Genomic DNA, 16,649 nt, shown 5'->3' with positions numbered 1-16,649 from the left:
CGGTTGGGATGACGGAGCTCCATTTTTCTGAGGTGAAGTATGCGAGTTACATCCTCCCACATCGTCAACTGGGCAAGCACTCAAGCCAAGGAAGCGCAAACTGATCTACCGCGCTGGGTGAGGCGGCTTTGCTTCGACCCCCAAACGACCCGCCAACTTTCATTCCCTGCGGGTGACTCCACCTATGTCCCTGGGTGGGACGGTACCCTTTTCAGTGAGAGGGGTAATGCCTGGGTGCCTTCAGGAGCATCCCGCTGGGAAATCGGATGCGATCAAAATGTGCTTGGTAAAGCTAACGGCGACTACCAAAAACGGACGGAGCAAATAAGCGAGGCAGAACGTTCAGCATGCACCTTTGTTTTTGTCACTCCTCGGCGCTGGGTAAAAAAACTCGACTGGGTGGCGGAACAGTGCAGCAAAGGCGAATGGGCGGGGGTCCGGGCCTATGATGCCGATGACCTGGAGCAATGGCTCGAGCAAAACCCGGCAGTGGCTTTGCAGTTTGCCGAAGAGCTGGGTTTAAGTGGCTGGGGTGTTGTAAGCCTATCTCGATACTGGGATTCGTGGGCACGTCAATGCAGACCGCCCATCACTCCCGAAGCCCTATTCATGGACCGCACCCAGGTGTTTGATGCTCTGGTTGAAAAAATCCAGACGACAAATACCTCGTCGAGTTCGATTCAGCCGTTGGTTATACGTGCTGACAGCGTGGAAGAAGCCGTAGCCTTTACGGTGGCGATGGTAATGACCTCCCGTGACCTGCAAGATCATGCCATGGTCGTGACCGAGCCTCAGGGATGGCGCTATGTGGAAGCGAATCCGCAACTGCGGATTGTCATAGCGGCAAGGACTGAAATAGCCCTTAATCCGATATTGCGCGAACATTTACATGTGATCGTGCCCCACGCCACAGGTGATTTGGTCGGCAAACCGGAGGGAGATGAACTGGCATTGGAGCGTCCGAACATCTACGAGTTCGAGAAAGCCCTCATCACCATCGGCATGGAGGAATCCGATGCCAAACGTTATGCCCTAACCACTGGACGCTCCTGGACCGTCCTTCGCCGGCAAAGAGCCATAAACCCTGCCATCCAACAGCCCCCTTGGTTGCTTACCCCACAATCAGCCAGCCTGCCTCTACTTTGCCTGCTTGGAGCTTGGTATGCAGACACTGCTGCAGATCGACAAGTGGTCGAGCGACTGGCTGCTCGGCCCTATGAAGAAATCGAGCGCGATTTACGCCAGCTAGCCCGACTTGACGATGCCCCAGTGCTGAATATCGGCGCGGTATGGAAAGCCAAATCGCCATTGGAGCTGCTTGACCAATGTGGAGACCGAATCACTAGCGGTCAACTGGATCGTTTTTTCGCCATTGCTCGGGAGATGCTCTCGACACCCGATCCTCAGCTGGAGTTACCGGAAGACGATCGGTGGATGGCGCAAGTCCATGGCAAGGTTCATCCCCATTCGGGACTGCTGTTTGAGTCGATCTGCGACTCACTCATGAAACTGGCTGTGCGTGGCTCAGAACAAGTGGGAATCCAAGCACTAGACATAGAAGAGCGCGTATCAAGGTTGATCCATGAATTGCTCGATAAGGCAGATGGTCAACGCTGGCTTTCTTTGGCGTCCTACTTGCCCACCCTAGCAGAGGCCGCCCCAGATGAGTTTCTTCGTGTCGTACAGCGCAGTTTGCGGATGTCGGATGCACCTGTGACAAGGCTTATTTCCGAAAGCAGTAATTCTGGTTTGGCGGGACGCTGCTGGCACTCCGGCTTGCTTTGGGCATTGGAAACGCTCGGCTGGGCTCCGCGACGCTTGGCTCCTGTAGCCCTCATCTTAGCTCAGCTCAGCCATGTACCAATGAAAGGGAACTGGGGCAATAAGCCTAGCGGAAGTTTGTTCGGCCTCTTTCGCTCCTGGCTGCCACAGACCGCGGCTAGCTTGCCGGAGCGTATCAAAGTTCTCAACTTACTGATTGATAGGGATGATGAAGCCGCTTTTGGAATTTTGCGAAAGATTGTGGCAGTCGGCCAACAGACGGCCTTCCCTGCCCACCGACCAAAGTGGCGTGAAGACGATGCAGGGGCCGGCCGTGGCGTTACCTACGATGAAATGCATGAAATGTTGGATTTCGCTAGGGAAAAACTACTTCAACTGAGTGAAGGTAAGGCTCCACGAATCGTCTCTTTGCTGCAAGAAACCACATTTAGAGATAGAGAGGAGCTACCCAGGATGCTGGCCCTGATTGAGCCCTTCACCCTGTCAGCAGCGCAAGATGAAGATCGGGAAACTATTCGAGTTGCGCTACGACAGATTATTCATTGGCATCGTAACTACGATGACGCACCAGCTAACGAGCTGAATGAATGGTTGTCGCCTGCAGAGGCATACTATGACCAGCTTGCCCCACAGGACTTGGTAACTCGCCATCGCTGGCTTTTCGACAGCCATTGGCTGGAGCTACCTATCCGAGAACGTGATGACGACTCTTGGGAGCGTGGTAATGCCATAACCCAAAAGCGAATTTCGGCACTAACCGAGATTTATCAAGTCCAATGCATGGACGGCATTGAGAATCTAATCAGGGTGTGCGCCGAGCCGAGCACTGTCGGAGCCACATTGGCTCGGGTTGTCTGGAACGATGTTTTCTGGCCTGAGTGGATCACCACGAAGGGCGAGGACTTCTCTATTGGTATGCCTTTGAGTCTGTGTATTGCAGGCTTCCTGCAGACACTCCCCACACCGGCTTCGGGCGAGCTTCTTCAAGCGGTAATTGGGATAAGTAAAAAGGACGCATGGCGGCCTGAAAAGCTGGCCCGGGCGTTGACTCTGGCGACACCAAATCAAGAGACCTGGCAGCTGGTCGAAGCATGTGGCCCGGAAGTTTCTGCAGCCTATTGGCAAGGCGTGCGACTTTATAACCGAAGCAACGACAAGGATCTGGAGTTTGTATTGGAGCGTCTCTTGGTGGCTAAACGACCACTGAGCGCACTTCTATACTGCCAATATTCCCTCGAACAAACCGACCCTACCCAGCTTTTTTCGGCTCTACAGCAGCTATTACATGGAGAAGTGGAGGATGGCCTAAAACTAGAATCTTGGCATCTCGAAAAAATGATAGTAAGACTGGAGGAGTCTGACGAAATTGACAAGATGGCACTAATACATCTTGAGTTTGGACTATTTCCGCTACTCCGATACGGGCGCGAAGTCAAGGCCAATGCCTTGTACGAAGGCGTCATGTCACAGCCAGAGCTCTTCAAGGAATTAATTTGTTTATTGTACAAACCAGAACATGGAGACAGAGAAGAACCGACTGAAGGATCTAAGGCGGCTGCAGAACGTGCATGGAGTATTCTGCACTCTTGCAAGCGTCTACCGGGAACTCAGTCAGATGGGAGCATTAGAGGAGATATTTTTAACAAATTCATCAATGAAACCCGTGACTTGTGCAGTCTTGCTGATCGACCAACCATGTGTGATCAAACTCTGGGACAAATCCTTGCTCATGCCCCCGCAGATGACGATGGTACCTGGCCTTTTACCCCCGTGAGAGAGCTACTCGATAATCCTGAACTAGAGGAAATGAGGATCGGTTTCTGCATTGGCACATCGAATAAGCGGGGAGTGACCAGCCGATTACCCTTGGATGGAGGGGGGCAAGAGCGGGCGTTGGCAACATACTTCCGTGATCAGGCGAGGCGAGTTCAACACTCTCACCCCGTTGTAGCAACAATGCTGGAGGAAATCGCTAAAGGCTACGAACGCCATGGAAAACGTGAAGATATAGAAGCCAATCTCAGAAAGGAGAGCTTCTAGCAGCCCTGTGAATCATCCCGGATTTCGTAGGCCCCCAAAACCATAGAGGCCATGACTCGTCAACGGCCGCTTTTCGCCGTTGGCTGCCCTCCGCCAAGAAGCCAACTTTGGATCGATAGCAGCCGTATCAGCTAAATGTTTTCATGGGCGAGGGTCTTATAATCCTGTACCAACAGATTGGTGCAAGACGGTGTGAAGCAAACCCTCAAGGAAATTATCGAGGCTGGAGGTGCCCGCAGCCCGGAACGAGTCCGGCACCACGCAGAGTGTGGTGCACCCTGGCGCACGGCTGGACAGCCCCTTTTTTGCCCCGTGGTACGCGATCTGAATGGAGCATTAAAGTGCCGTCTTTCAATTCGCCCCCCCTTTCACCGCCTTCGAGCTGCTGCTATCTTCTACGTTTCGAAAAATAGCGGCCCTAGTTAACTGGTGACCAAATGAAGATCGAATCAAAAGATACGGATATTGAGAGCTTGCTGGACGGGAGCTATTTTCACATCCCTCGTTTTCAACGGCCTTACTCGTGGGACGACGACAACATCAATGACTTTTGGAACGACCTAATCGCCAACAAGGGCGACGACTACTTTATCGGCTCAATGGTAGTATACAAACGAGCCAAGCAATCATTCGGGGTTGTGGACGGCCAGCAAAGACTTACAACAACCACTATCTTGCTTTGCGTTTTAAGAGACGCTTTCAACGAACTTGGGCATCCTGACTCCGCGATCGGACTGCATCAATTGATTGAGAGAAAAGACCGAGATAATAGAAATGAATTCGTACTAAAAACTGAAACGTCATTCCCCTATTTCCAAGAGCACATTCAAAAATTCGGGGAGCCTGAGTTTGACACAGAAATACTTGCAGAAGAGCAAAACCTAAAAAGGGCTCACCAAATATTCACCAACTTGGTAAATGACGCTTTAGGCTCGGTAGATAGCGACCCAACAATTCTTGACTCGCTAAAAGAAAAAGCAAAATTCGACAAACTTACCGAATTACGCGACACCATTCTAAACCTCAACTTAATATTTGTAGTTCTCGACAGCGAAGATGATGCATATCTGATTTTTGAAACCCTAAACACTAGGGGTAAAGATCTCTCCGTTAGCGACCTAGTCAAAAACCACTTTACAAAAAATTTAAAGGCGCGCGGCACCGTAGATGTAGCAAAGCTCAAGTGGGGCTCGGTGCTGGAAACTATTCATAACTCATCCGCCGACCTGTCAACTGACATGTTCATTTACCATTACTGGGCTTCGCGGCATGAGGCGGTCCCTCTAAAAAAACTGTTCCCAGTCATAAAAAAAAGGATCACCAAGGAAACAACGAAAGAGTACTTGGATTCACTTGTATCTGACGCCAAACTTTATCGCTCCATTCACGAGCCAGCGTATGAATGGACGAAAAACGAAATTGAGGCCGCGAGATCCCTAAGTGCACTACAGCTATTTAAAGTATCGCAACCAACCCCTGCCATTCTATCCCTAACGAGAGCCTACAAGGACGAAAAAATTAAGTACGGGAAATTTAGAGACACGATTAGCGCAATTGAAAAGTTTCACTTTCTATTTACAGCGGTTACATCATCTCGATCTTCTGGTGGAATATCTGCAATGTACTCTTCTTTTGCGAGAAGGCTATTTGAGTCCGAAACATCTCAAGAAGCCGGAGATGAAATCAATGAGTTGATTAGCAAACTTAGAGCTCGCCGCCCCTCGTTTGATGAGTTCGTTGTAGCATTCCGAGAAATCGCTTACACAAACACTAATTCAAAGCAAAAGAATTTGGTGCGATACATTCTCCGCAAAGTATCCGAGCACAACAATTACAAATACCCGTGCGACATGGATGATCTAACCATAGAGCATCTGCATCCACAGTCGGTTTTTGCGAATGACTGGACGGAAACAAATGTCGGGCAGCTCGGAAACCTGATATTTTTAGATCAAAAACTAAATGGCTCTCTGAAAACCAAGGAGATCTCCGAAAAGCTTTCGATTTTGGAGAAAAGTGGCTATGACATACCTGCTGAGCTTCATGGCTTGACTGAGTGGACTCCAGCTCTATCACAGGCACGCACAGACAGCATCGCCGCGCTCTCTTACAATTTAGTATGGCGCTTCTAACATACCGGAGAAATTCCAGCGTTTTGCAAGGGCTTCGATAATTGCTGATGTGTTTAGCGCTGGCTGTGAGCGATAGATAAATGGCATATCGGGATCAAACGCATCACGACTCAAAGAGAACGTGATGCGTTTGGTAGTTAATCAAGCGGCTATATTTATCTGGCTTTTAATGGGAAGCTCAATGTCGATAATCTGCGAGGGGGAGTACTTATAACTCATCTGAGCTAAGTCTCTGTCATTCCAATGGGTGTAGCTCTCCGTTTGACTACTCACGTGAAAGCGGTCAAATGCCATTCCTTCACGCCCCATGTAACGCTTCGCGGCATACAGTTTTCCTCCCAAATCGAGAAGCTCATTTATTGATGCATCCCACAGCTCTTCCAGGCGCTCAAGGGCCACTACAACTGCAGAGCGCTCCGCCTTGAGAATCTCCTCAGCCGCTTCCTCAATGTGCGCGTCGATGGTTTCAATTTCCTCCTCCATGGCAGCGATCATCAAGCCTTGGCGGCGCTGATGCTCCATCGCCGAGCCCAAAGCCTTCGCCGCTTTTTGCGCATCATCGGCAGCTTTTTTCTCGCCCTCTACGTCGCTCCAGGCAACCGCCTGGGCGTAGGCCCGCGCGGCCTCCTCCTCAGCCTGTCGAGCATCAGCAATCATTTTCTCGGACTGCCTCTTTGTTTCCGCCAAGCGCTTGCTCAGCACCTTGCGCTTGCCTTCCAGGTCGACCTTGTCAGTTGCCCAGTTGCTCATGGTTGTTTTGTACTCTGCCATCAGCTCGGAGCTATTGGCTTTGCGGTCCCACCATGCAATGTCTCGATCAATAAGGGAGACTTTGTGCTCGATGGTTCCGACCTTCGATTTCACTTCCCGCAGGCGGATCTGAAGCTCGTTACCTGCTGGCGTTTCAGCATAGTTTGGGTCACTCAGGTGCTCTTCGTATTGGGAGATTTGCCCATTGAGTTCCTTAAGTTCTGCTTGGTGTTGGGTGCGTTCGGTGTTCAATTTTTCAAGGCTTTGCATTGCTTAGTCATCCATAGAAGTGAGGTGTGAGTTGAGCGGCTGGCGAGGCCGGACGCGCCGGCGCATGCCTCATGTGGGCTGGCAGCCGTCAGGCCGCCACAGCCTCTGCCAGCGGGGCCTCGGTGTTGGGTTCGCTCAACACTACATAACAGCGCTGCATGCCCATACCGGGAAGGCGCACGGTGCAGGACGCTTTTCCGTCCTTGCCGCTCAGTAGAACGCCTCGCTCTATCAACTCGCGGTTCACGGCGGTGATATTCATTCCACGGAACACCTCCGATCGCCACGCTTCTGGGAGTACGTAGTAGGTGATGGTGGTGTGCATAGTGTCGCCCATGCCGTGCTCCATCGTTTTGCGGAAGCCCAAGCGGTCAATTGTGCGTGGACCGTGTTCATCGATTTTCGCGGCGGTGGACTCCCACCGCGTGAATCGGCTTTCACCAAAGCGCTCGATGACTTGACGCAAACGCGCCATGATGGCTTCGCCTTCCATGTTTCCTGCACCGCCGCGTTCAGCCAGCCAGGCATGCAGGCAAACGCGTGCCGCGGTGAGTGCCACGCCATCCGGCCAGCCTGTTACGCCCAGGGCGGTGGCCAGCTCGCCAGCGGCACCTGCCAGGCCGAAACGCAACGCTGCGCGCTGCACCTGTCCACTCGCCGAAGCGGGGAGATTCTGTGCGATAAATTGTTCGACGCTGCGGCGCATGATGCTGACCCAACCGGGGAGCTTGCCAGGAGCACACAAGGCCTCCAGGAAGGCCGTGAGCGGCGTCCCGTAGAACTTGCTCACTCGCAGCTTAAGGGCGTCGGAGAGTGCTGCTGCATCCTCAAATCCGCACAGCGTGTCGAACATGCCTAACCCTTTACTGGCGTTCGCCGGCACCGCCAGCATGCGCACTTCCATACCGGCCTTGAGCTCCTTGTTGGCCTCGGCCATGTGCTGCGCCAGGGTTTTCTCTCCAGTCGAAAGAAACAGCAGGCGCCATTCCTGTACGGACCGGCCTGCTTGCCCGCGATCATTCGCCCGGGCTTTGCCGGTACCGTTGCCAAGCATATAGACCGTCTCGCCAATGATGCGGGCGTCGCACATACCGATCTCGTCGAGGATCAGCAGTCCATCGGAGTGCGCTGCCGCGATCGACTCCAGGGCGTTATCGGTCGATCGCCAGGAACGTACCAATCGCGGCCCGCCGTACACCGACGCGGCCACCTGCAGGTGCGTGGTCTTACCACCAGAGCTGTCGCCGTAGAAGTGAAAACCGCCTGACTCGTGCCCCAGTAGGTGAAGCAATGGACCAGCAAAGGCCGTACTGACCACAAACGCCAAGCGATGATTGCCGATGCACAAGGCACCGATCTGGCTTTGCCACTGCGCCAGCGTGCCCGACTCGTGGATCGGAGGAAGTTGAGTGCCAGCGTCATAAAAGTGCAGGTGTTCACCATGCTGGCCAACCTGACGATCCGGCAGTAAGAAGGCGTTGTTATGCCAGCCCAGACGGGTGACTAGTCGCGCCCGCTGGGTACTGTCGAAGCCCTGCAGATAACTCTGCAGATCATTGCGCGCATGCCGGCCCGACCTCGAACCTGCCAAGCGCAACCCCATATCGACCAATGGGCCCAACACATCTTTGCCGAAGTCGCCCGTCATGGTGCGTGCCGGAATGTTCCAGCGCTTCTTCTCGCCATCGGGGTCATCGAATTCAACGAGCAGCCCCCAGTTGTGACCCTTCTCGTCACGGGTCCGGGCGAGAATCTCTAAGGGCGAGCACACCGGGCGCGCCTCACCATCCTCGGTCGCATAAAACACACCGTCTTCTGTGAGGCGAAAACCGGTCGGGAGCAGGTCACGGTTGGGGCGGGACTTAGGCTTGGCTGCCTTGCCGGACTTCGTATCGGCTGGCTCGACCGTCGGCGGATCGCTCTGAACTTTAGCTGAGAATAGTTCACCGCTCTCAGCCAGCAATACCAGGTGTTCGGCAGTCCACCCCCTTTCCAGTGCATCGGCAGCGTCATCACCATCAAGCCAGCGTCCACCTTTAGCGAAGTGGGGAGCGCCACCTTTGAGCACGGGTTTGCGCTTGAAAGCTGCAAGGTCGACGGTCTGCACCGTGCATTCCAAATCAGCCAGCCTGGCTGCCACGGCCTGCATGCATTTCGCGCCGCTGTCATCGTTGTCCGGCCACAGCAGCACTCCACGCCCCTGCAGCGGGGTGAAGTCCGCCTTGTGCCAGGAGTTGGAACCGTTCGGCCAGCAGGTGGCCACATGCCCGGGCAGTAATAAGGCTGCCGCATCGGCGGCCTTTTCGCCCTCGCACACCACTACCGGCGCATCAGGACGCTCACTCAGCTCTTCCAGCCGTAGCAAAGGACGAGGCTCCGCGAGCCCCTGCCAGCGCCATTGGGCCAGCCCGCGATCGCCACGCATGCACCAAGTCAGTGGCGCGAACACCTTTTTGCTGGGCTCACCTTCGGCGCGTTGTTCATCGAAGCGATAGAGCACCATCAATGGCTCGCCCTTGGCGTTGCGGTAGCACCAGACCTTGGACGGAACACCATGCTGTCGATGCTTGCTGGGGCACTTCGTCATGGCTTCGGCGGGAATCGGCAGCACGGCCTGCCATTCAGCAGCAGCTGGCTTTTTGGCCGGCTGAGGTGGCATGGCCACACCGGCATCAATGCGCAGAAGGTCCACGAGCTTCTGGCAAGCATCGACATCGGTTCCACCCTCGAGGTAGCGCACCAGGTCGATCAGGTCGCCGCCTTTATCGCCCGTAGCAAAGTCCGCCCAAGTACCTTTGCTCAGGCTGATTTTCAACGAGCCGGCGTGCTTGTCATTTCTCGTTGGGTTAGGTGCGGTGTATTCCTTCCCACCGTCCACTCGCTTGCCGCTGGGTAGCCAATGCGAGAGCACCTGATCGATCTGTCGCAGCGCCTCAGCCTTGACCTGGGCGAAGGTGGGGCGACGAGTTTTGTTCTTGACTACGCTCATGCGTCACCGCCTTGGGCAAGTTGCAGCCCTGTGGCAACGTCATCAATGATCGCCTTCGCCATCTCACCGAGGTAGTGAGCTGCCCACGCCACGGTTTCACTATTGTCTTCCATGCCTCCCCGAAGCGTGAGCTTGTTAATGCAATCCATCAGCAGCGAGGCCTGCTCCAGTGCCTCCTCACAGGATATGCCGGCGTTTACACGAAACAGTGGCGCGTTCTGGGAGTTGCATTTAGCAAAGGTCGCGCCACCGGCGGTGTTGATCTGAAGGAGGGTCTTCATTGTGCACCTCTAGTCATCGAGCGACGGGTCGATTGGTCACCATGGATAGCGAGGGTGCGGATCAGCCCCAGCGTCCCGCGGACGTCCCACAGGGCAGCGGCAATGACGTGGTTCGCCAAGCGGGGTGTGTCACATTCAAACTGGTCCTCTAGCAACAGCAGAACGGCGCTGGCACGTTCAACTGCGCAGGTGATGGCATCAATGGGAATACCCGCATCTGCTTGGTTTGGAACACAGAGCAGATCTTCAGGAAGGGCCATGCTCAGCGAAATGCTCATTGCGCACCCCCGGTATTTTCCAAGGCGCGAGCTTTGGCCATATGGTCGTTGTAGCGAGTGAGGCGGGTTCGAAGGCTGGAGTCGGTGCGCAGAGCGGCGAGAGCCATTGCCCGATGGGCAGCGGCGCGAGTTTTGGACGGATTGAGGGCGTGCATTGGGTGTTGCTCCTTGAGTTGAGGAGCCATCACCGCTTGCGGCCAAGCAAGAAATGGTGACGGCTGTACGCGGGTTGGCCGACCGGGACTCAAGGCACCCGGCACACCCGAAGGTGTCCCACGCACAGCCGCCATAACACGAAACTGCGGGCACAAAAAAAGCGCCTGCAATCGTATGGTGGGCGCTTGTGCGCCTTGAGTTGTTCGACCGGCCAAGGTCGGTCACTGAATTTGCAGCGACTGTTACAGAGTAATCGTGAGCGAGCAGAAGCGCAACAGGTGCGCTTACTTGCACAAGCGCAGATGGAGGATTAGATTGAGCAGGCATGAAGAATTACCTCAACGCCCTCGGTAGCCGCCGGGGGCGTTTTCGTTCGAGCAGTGCGGGCAGGTGCTGTCAGTTGCCAGAGGTCGGTGGGTGCGCTTCGCCTTTCAACCAGGCAAAGATCCTCGCGTCTTCCCTGCACCGGCGACGGTACTCCTCAGCGAGCCACTCTTCACGTTTTGCAACGCTCTCAGCCACGAAGGTATCCAGGTCTGTCTGATCTCGTCCAAACGCATGGCTTTGTTCGCTGGTGGCCTGCTCTTCCTCCAGATCGTTCGCTACCCAGCGAGCCCAAACCTCAGCGTCATTCGAAAAGAGATAACTCTCATCGGTGAACCAGTAGGTTACCCATTCAGCCAGTTGAATTGCTGTGAGGCCCAAACGCCGCTGTTTGTCCATTGCGAACGGCCCTTCTCCCACGATGGTAGAGAACTCGCGGCGGATTCCATGCTTCCGCATGAACGCGGGCATTTCCCACGGGTTTGCGCGGAGTGGAATGGCTAGCCCATCTGGGTTGAAAAAGAATGCCTCTTGGGACTGGCCGTTCCAACTCACCCCTGCAATGGTCCTGTGGCGCCAGTTGATATCCCCAGGCTTGTAGAGGCAGAACGCTGCGCCATATGGATCATGGAATGGGCCAGTGAAGTGATAACGACGCACGCTCATGCCGCCACCCGGTCACGAGCCTGAATGCGGCTACGCGTCCATGCTTGAACCTCGGAAAGAACCCAGGCTACTGGGGCGCCCCGGGCGGTGCTGTTGCTCAGCTTCACAGGCAGCGGGAAGCCACTCTCGGCCTGCTGCATCAGCTTGTAGATCGTGGGACGGGCCAACCCTACGATAGCCATCACTTCAGTGATGCGTATCAGAGTGGTCTGAGGGTCGCGCCCAGAGTGGAGGGAGGTTGCTGCGGAGAAAGTGGTCATAGTCATGCCTATATCTACAGAGACAGGCACAGACTAAAAACTCAAAAACGAATCAACACGGTCCGCTCGTTTTTCTTTTTTTCCTAGGGCCGTACTCTCCCAGCTCTCTGAGATTTTCCCTAATCGTGTCCCGTGTTCCGATTCCCTCTACACCGACCAGCCTGGACAGCAGTGCCTTAGGTTCAATTTCAGGATAAGACCTCTTGATACGCTCAACGGCGGCCCGGGTGAGCTCCCGCTTCTTCATCTTTCCATCTTGAGTAGCGGTACCTGGCCGACTGTTCCCCTTGCCTGCCAAGCGAGCCCTCTCGGAGCTTTTCACGGTGTAGATTTTGTCGATCATCGTCGGAAAAAAACTACCTGGCTGAAGCGTCCCAGAGTTCAACGCGACTTCCGACTGGCGATAAAGGTCAGCAAGCATCAACACCTTTTCCGACTCAGCCACCCACTGGGCAAAGGTCTCTCTCACCTCAGCTTCCCTGCCCGGTTGGGTACGACGTTGGCGCTCAACCAAGGTTTGGAAAAACTCGGGATCATTCAGCCTTAGGCACTCGGCTAAGTCAGGGTTGATGTCGTACACATTGAGCTCAACATTCAGCAGCCAATCAGCCAGCATCTGGACAGCGTCCAGCGCTTGCGCGAAAGCGTAGCTCGCCGCCATTCGAGAGCTAGGAATAGCTTCAACTTGACCTAGCACCTCACGCACTACATCCGGCAGCGAAAACGACTGGGCATAGCACAATCGCTCGTAAATGCGATCACGCTGCCTGAACGTCTCATGGATTACCCGCCTTGCTTGGCTGGAATACCCCAAGCCTTCTTCGAGCCAATATGAAGCTGCCTCGTTTACCACATCGAATGCCTGGCGAAAGTGCTCACGGAACTCAGGGAAAAGTGCAGCTTCCGCTACAGCATCTTCCATCATCTGGATCTCATCGAGCAGGCTACTGATATCAGCATTCGCAAGCTCGAACGTGAATTGCTCCACCTCATTTTCGGACCAAATCACACCCCACGCCCCCCTGATCGAAAACTGAGCCTGCGCGATAGATGATCGTTAAGTTGCCGACAGGGCCGAGAGGTATCAATGGTGCGATACACCATATAGCGTTGATACACCTGCTTGTCCGCGTGGAGCAGCGATGTGTTTCCAGTCCGGAGGCCAGGATCTTCAACGGCTCCACCGCCCCCGAAACACGAGTCACACATGAAACACCGCGATTGGTGGCTACGATCCTCGAGCGGTGACGACCGTAACGCATCGCTGGGTCTCGATGCCTTATGCGTTTCTTGAAGTCTCAAACGTCGCACGCTACAGCATCTCGGTGGGCAAAGTCGTAGGGGGTGATCGCTTCCATTCGATTGGCGTCCAAATAATCTGCCCACCACTGAACCATGAGCCTTCGCTCCTGAATGTGTTCTGCTTTGTGGATATACGCTGCGCGCACCGTGTTTCGCTCCTGATGGCTCATCTGTCGTTCGACGGCGTCTTTACTCCACAACCCCGACTCAACCAGTGCTGAACAAGCCATCGTCCTGAAGCCGTGGCCGCACACCTCTGACTTCGTGTCATACCCCATGCGTCGAAGGGCCTTATTGACGGTGTTTTCGCTCATGGGTTTCCAGTGATGGTGATCACCTGCAAAGACCAAGTCGAATCGACCGGTGAGATCACGGATTCGCTCCAGGACACTAACTGACTGGCGACTGAGCGGTACCAGGTGTGGTGTGCTCATCTTCGAACCGCGATGGGAGTTCTTTACGCCCTCGATAGGCGCTCGCTCACCAGGGATTTCCCACATCAACCTTCCCATGTCGATCTCTCCCCAGCGAGCGAATCGGAGCTCACTGGAGCGGATAAACACCAGCAAGGTCAGCTGCACCGCGAGCTTAGTCAGGCCGCGCCCGCTGTCGGCATCTATTCGCTGGAGAAGCTCAGGTAAGCGCTCGAATGGCAAAGCAGGCCGGTGCGCTGTTTTGCGGGTAGCCGTAGCGCCTTGCAGATCGATCGCAGGGTTGAAATCCAGATGGCCATGCTGAACCGCCATGCGGAGGATGCCCGTCATGTACTGGCGTAAGCGTGCAGCCGTATCCAAGGTATCCCGCTTCTCTGCCGCTTTCAGTGGAACAAGCAGATCCCGTGTTTTCAGCTCCGCGACCGGACGATCACCGAGAGTGGGCAACAGGTGGGATTCGATGCGTCGCCAAACGGTGGAGGCATGACCAGGTGTCCACTTACGAGCGCAGGCCGCATGCCATTCCTGTGCAAGCAAACGGAAAGTATTCGACCGGGCGTTTACCGCCTCCTGTTTGTCCAAGCGCGCCTGCTCGATGGGGTCTTTCCCCGCAGCAAGAAGCTCAAGCGCCTGGGCGCGTCGCTCCCTGGCAGCCTTCAAGCCGAGCGCCGGATAGTTGCCAAACGTTGCTAAACCATCACGGCCATCAGGTTTGGTGTACTTCATACGCCAAGTCTTGACGCCTGAAGGCTTCACCAGCAGGTAGAGGCCTTTGCCATCGAAAAGCTTGTAGTCCTTCTCCCGAGGCTTGGCCGCATCACATTTGGGATCGGTGAGAGGCACCACTGTGCGCGCCATAGGGATACGTTTCCTTGTCGAACCGAGATATCCCCAACCATATCCCTAAATCGCGTAGATGCCCAGAGACAAAACGAGACAGGCGGAAACAACAAAGCCCGCGCTAGGCGGGCTTTGCGGGGTGTTTCGTAGACAGTCATAGACTTCTAGAATCTGGTCTCTGGTGCCGGAGACAGGAATCGAACCTGCGACCTTCGCGTTACGAGTGCGCTGCTCTACCGACTGAGCTACACCGGCGTGTTGCGCAACGTACCACTGCCGTGTGTGTTACGCAAACCCCTGTTTCACCTCACTTTCACTGCACCTTGCAGCCATTCGGGGCGAGGTCTTCCTCGACCGTGGTGGCGCAGCTCCAGCCGGCCTGGGTGCGGGTGAGCGTGAGGGTTTTGCCAAGCACGTTGGCGGGGGCTTCGGCCAGGGTGCAGACGATGCTGCCGGTGCCGTCGGCAGCGGTGCCGGTGGCGGTGATGGCGCAATGGGCGGTGGCGGCCTGGCCGCCGAGGCTGGCGACGTCGGGGACGTTCTTGCCGTCGTTCAGGCGGATGTCCATCGGGGTCTTGAGGGCGGAGATTTCCAGCAGGGCGGCCGCGGTTTTCGCGCGGGCCTGGTGGTTGGTGTACATCGGGATGGCGATGGTCGCCAGGATGCCGATGATCGCGACGACGATCATCAGTTCGATCAGGGTGATGCCGCGTTGCCCTTTCATAGGCGGTATTCCTTCGTAATGCGTGGAGGCGCGGGGGCGCGGGGGCCCTGCCGGCAGGCGCGCAGTAGGCCTGAACCGACACCTTTTGTCACCCCTGGCTGGCGGGGCGGGCTTGGTGCTGAACTACTCTAGTGACCGTCATGGGATCGCGCCCGCTGTCGGGCCCGGCAAGCTGTTACGGGGCTTGTCGCTTCACTGCAAAGGACTTTGCATGCCACCGTCTACCCGCCTCTACGCCTGGGAGGGCATCGATGCCGCCGGGGTTCGTCAACAGGGCCAGCAGCCTGGGCGCAGCCCGGCGTTCGTGCGGGCGTGGCTGCAGCGCCAGGGCATTCGTGCTACACGGGTGCAGCCGGCGGGGGGCTGGCGATGGCGTTGGCCGCAGCGCGAAGGCAAAACGGATGCGCCGGGGTTCAGCCGGCAGCTGGCGACCTTGCTGACGGCGGGGGTACCGCTGCTGCAGGCGTTCGAGGTGATGGCGCGCAGCAACACGGGCAGCGGCATGAGTGGGCTGCTGGCGCGGTTGAAACAGGATGTGGCGGCGGGGCTGGGGCTGGCGGATGCCTTGCAACGCCACCCGGCGTGGTTCGATGCGCTGTATTGCAACCTGGTGCGGGTGGGTGAGCACTCCGGCACGCTGGACCGGCAACTGGAACAGATGGCGACGATGCTGGAGAAACGCCAGGCGCTTCGGCAGAAGGTGCGCAAGGCGATGTTGTATCCGGCGCTGCTGCTGTTGACCGGGCTGGGGGTGGCGGCGTTGTTGCTGCTGGAGGTGGTGCCGCGGTTCCATAGCCTGTTCGCCAGTTTCGACAAGGCTTTGCCGGCCTTTACCCAGTGGGTGATCGACTTATCCACAGCGCTGGGCAATCACGCGGTGTGGCTGGCGGTGCTGATGGCGGCATTGGGGCTGGGCACGCGCGAGCTGTATCGGCGGCATATACCTGCGCGCTTGTGGATGTTGCGGCTGATATTACGGGTGCCGGTGGTCGGGCGCTTGCTGGGCCATGCGGCGTTGGCGCGGTTCGCCCGTTGCCTGGCGACCTCCTATGCGGCGGGGGTGGCGTTGTTGGATGCGTTGCAGACGGTGGCGCCGGTGAGTGGTGACAGCCTGCACGAGCGGGCGATCCTGGCCCTGCGCCAGGGCGTGGCGAACGGGCTGGGCCTGCACCAGGCGATGGAGGCGAACGCGCTGTTCCCGCCGTTGTTGCGCCAGCTGGTGGCAGTCGGCGAGGCCAGCGGCACGCTGGACCTGATGCTGGACAAAGCCGCGCTACATTATGAGGAGCAGGTGAGCCAGGGGCTGGAGCAGTTGACCACGCTGCTGGAGCCGGCCATCGTGCTGATTCTCGGGCTGCTGGTGGGGGGCCTGGTAGTGGCGATGTATCTACCCATTTTCCAGTTGGGCAGCCTGATCTGAA

At 56.2% G+C, this 16,649-nt stretch carries 12 protein-coding genes and 1 tRNA gene; 3 read left to right on the top strand and 10 right to left on the bottom strand.

Features of this window, described 5'->3' with window-relative positions:
* The first annotated feature begins 39 nt into the window (after positions 1–39).
* Complete coding sequence (locus tag EJA05_RS04375) at positions 40–3,822, top strand: hypothetical protein (RefSeq protein ID WP_125857456.1); 3,783 nt, start codon at positions 40–42, stop codon at positions 3,820–3,822.
* A 437-nt stretch (positions 3,823–4,259) separates the two neighbouring features.
* On the top strand, positions 4,260–5,954 hold the full coding sequence (locus EJA05_RS04370; RefSeq protein ID WP_125857455.1) for a DUF262 domain-containing protein: 1,695 nt from the start codon (positions 4,260–4,262) through the stop codon (positions 5,952–5,954).
* 141 nt (positions 5,955–6,095) lie between these two features.
* Here EJA05_RS04370 and EJA05_RS04365 read toward each other — a convergent pair whose 3' ends face one another.
* The 10 genes from EJA05_RS04365 to EJA05_RS04320 all read right to left on the bottom strand — a co-directional run bounded on the left by EJA05_RS04365 (position 6,096) and on the right by EJA05_RS04320 (position 15,228).
* Positions 6,096–6,974 (bottom strand): hypothetical protein, encoded by an 879-nt coding sequence (locus tag EJA05_RS04365; RefSeq protein WP_125857454.1) that lies wholly within the window; start codon positions 6,972–6,974, stop codon positions 6,096–6,098.
* A gap of 88 nt (positions 6,975–7,062) precedes the next feature.
* Positions 7,063–9,963, bottom strand: coding sequence for a DUF927 domain-containing protein (locus EJA05_RS04360; protein WP_125857453.1), 2,901 nt, complete (start codon positions 9,961–9,963; stop codon positions 7,063–7,065).
* Positions 9,960–10,244 carry a DUF3077 domain-containing protein gene (locus EJA05_RS04355; protein WP_125857452.1) on the bottom strand — a complete coding sequence of 95 codons (285 nt, stop codon included), beginning with the start codon at positions 10,242–10,244 and terminating at the stop codon, positions 9,960–9,962. The genes EJA05_RS04360 and EJA05_RS04355 overlap by 4 nt, the downstream gene beginning before the upstream one ends.
* The gene (locus EJA05_RS04350; protein ID WP_125857451.1) at positions 10,241–10,522 is read right to left on the bottom strand and encodes a hypothetical protein; all 282 of its coding nucleotides are present in this window, start codon (positions 10,520–10,522) and stop codon (positions 10,241–10,243) included. The genes EJA05_RS04355 and EJA05_RS04350 overlap by 4 nt, the downstream gene beginning before the upstream one ends.
* A 552-nt stretch (positions 10,523–11,074) precedes the next feature.
* Positions 11,075–11,668 (bottom strand): hypothetical protein, encoded by a 594-nt coding sequence (locus EJA05_RS04345; RefSeq protein WP_125857450.1) that lies wholly within the window; start codon positions 11,666–11,668, stop codon positions 11,075–11,077.
* A complete protein-coding gene (locus EJA05_RS04340) occupies positions 11,665–11,934 on the bottom strand; it encodes a helix-turn-helix transcriptional regulator (protein ID WP_371316857.1) in 270 nt (89 codons plus the stop codon). The genes EJA05_RS04345 and EJA05_RS04340 overlap by 4 nt, the downstream gene beginning before the upstream one ends.
* A gap of 46 nt (positions 11,935–11,980) precedes the next feature.
* A complete protein-coding gene (locus EJA05_RS04335) occupies positions 11,981–12,937 on the bottom strand; it encodes a hypothetical protein (RefSeq protein ID WP_125857449.1) in 957 nt (318 codons plus the stop codon).
* A 289-nt stretch (positions 12,938–13,226) separates the two neighbouring features.
* Positions 13,227–14,522 carry a tyrosine-type recombinase/integrase gene (locus EJA05_RS04330; protein ID WP_125857448.1) on the bottom strand — a complete coding sequence of 432 codons (1,296 nt, stop codon included), beginning with the start codon at positions 14,520–14,522 and terminating at the stop codon, positions 13,227–13,229.
* Between the two features lie 161 nt (positions 14,523–14,683).
* Positions 14,684–14,759, bottom strand: a tRNA-Thr gene (locus tag EJA05_RS04325).
* Between the two features lie 58 nt (positions 14,760–14,817).
* A complete protein-coding gene (locus EJA05_RS04320; RefSeq protein ID WP_125857447.1) occupies positions 14,818–15,228 on the bottom strand; it encodes a pilin in 411 nt (136 codons plus the stop codon).
* A 211-nt stretch (positions 15,229–15,439) separates the two neighbouring features.
* Here EJA05_RS04320 and EJA05_RS04315 point away from each other — a divergent pair, with 211 nt between their 5' ends.
* Positions 15,440–16,648 carry a type II secretion system F family protein gene (locus tag EJA05_RS04315; protein ID WP_125857446.1) on the top strand — a complete coding sequence of 403 codons (1,209 nt, stop codon included), beginning with the start codon at positions 15,440–15,442 and terminating at the stop codon, positions 16,646–16,648.
* Position 16,649: the final 1 nt, after the last annotated feature.

The sequence above is a fragment of the Pseudomonas oryziphila genome (assembly GCF_003940825.1).
Taxonomy (GTDB): domain Bacteria; phylum Pseudomonadota; class Gammaproteobacteria; order Pseudomonadales; family Pseudomonadaceae; genus Aquipseudomonas; species Aquipseudomonas sichuanensis.
The sequence above is the reverse complement of the archived record's forward strand: the minus strand, read 5'-3'. Positions and strand labels throughout refer to the sequence as shown.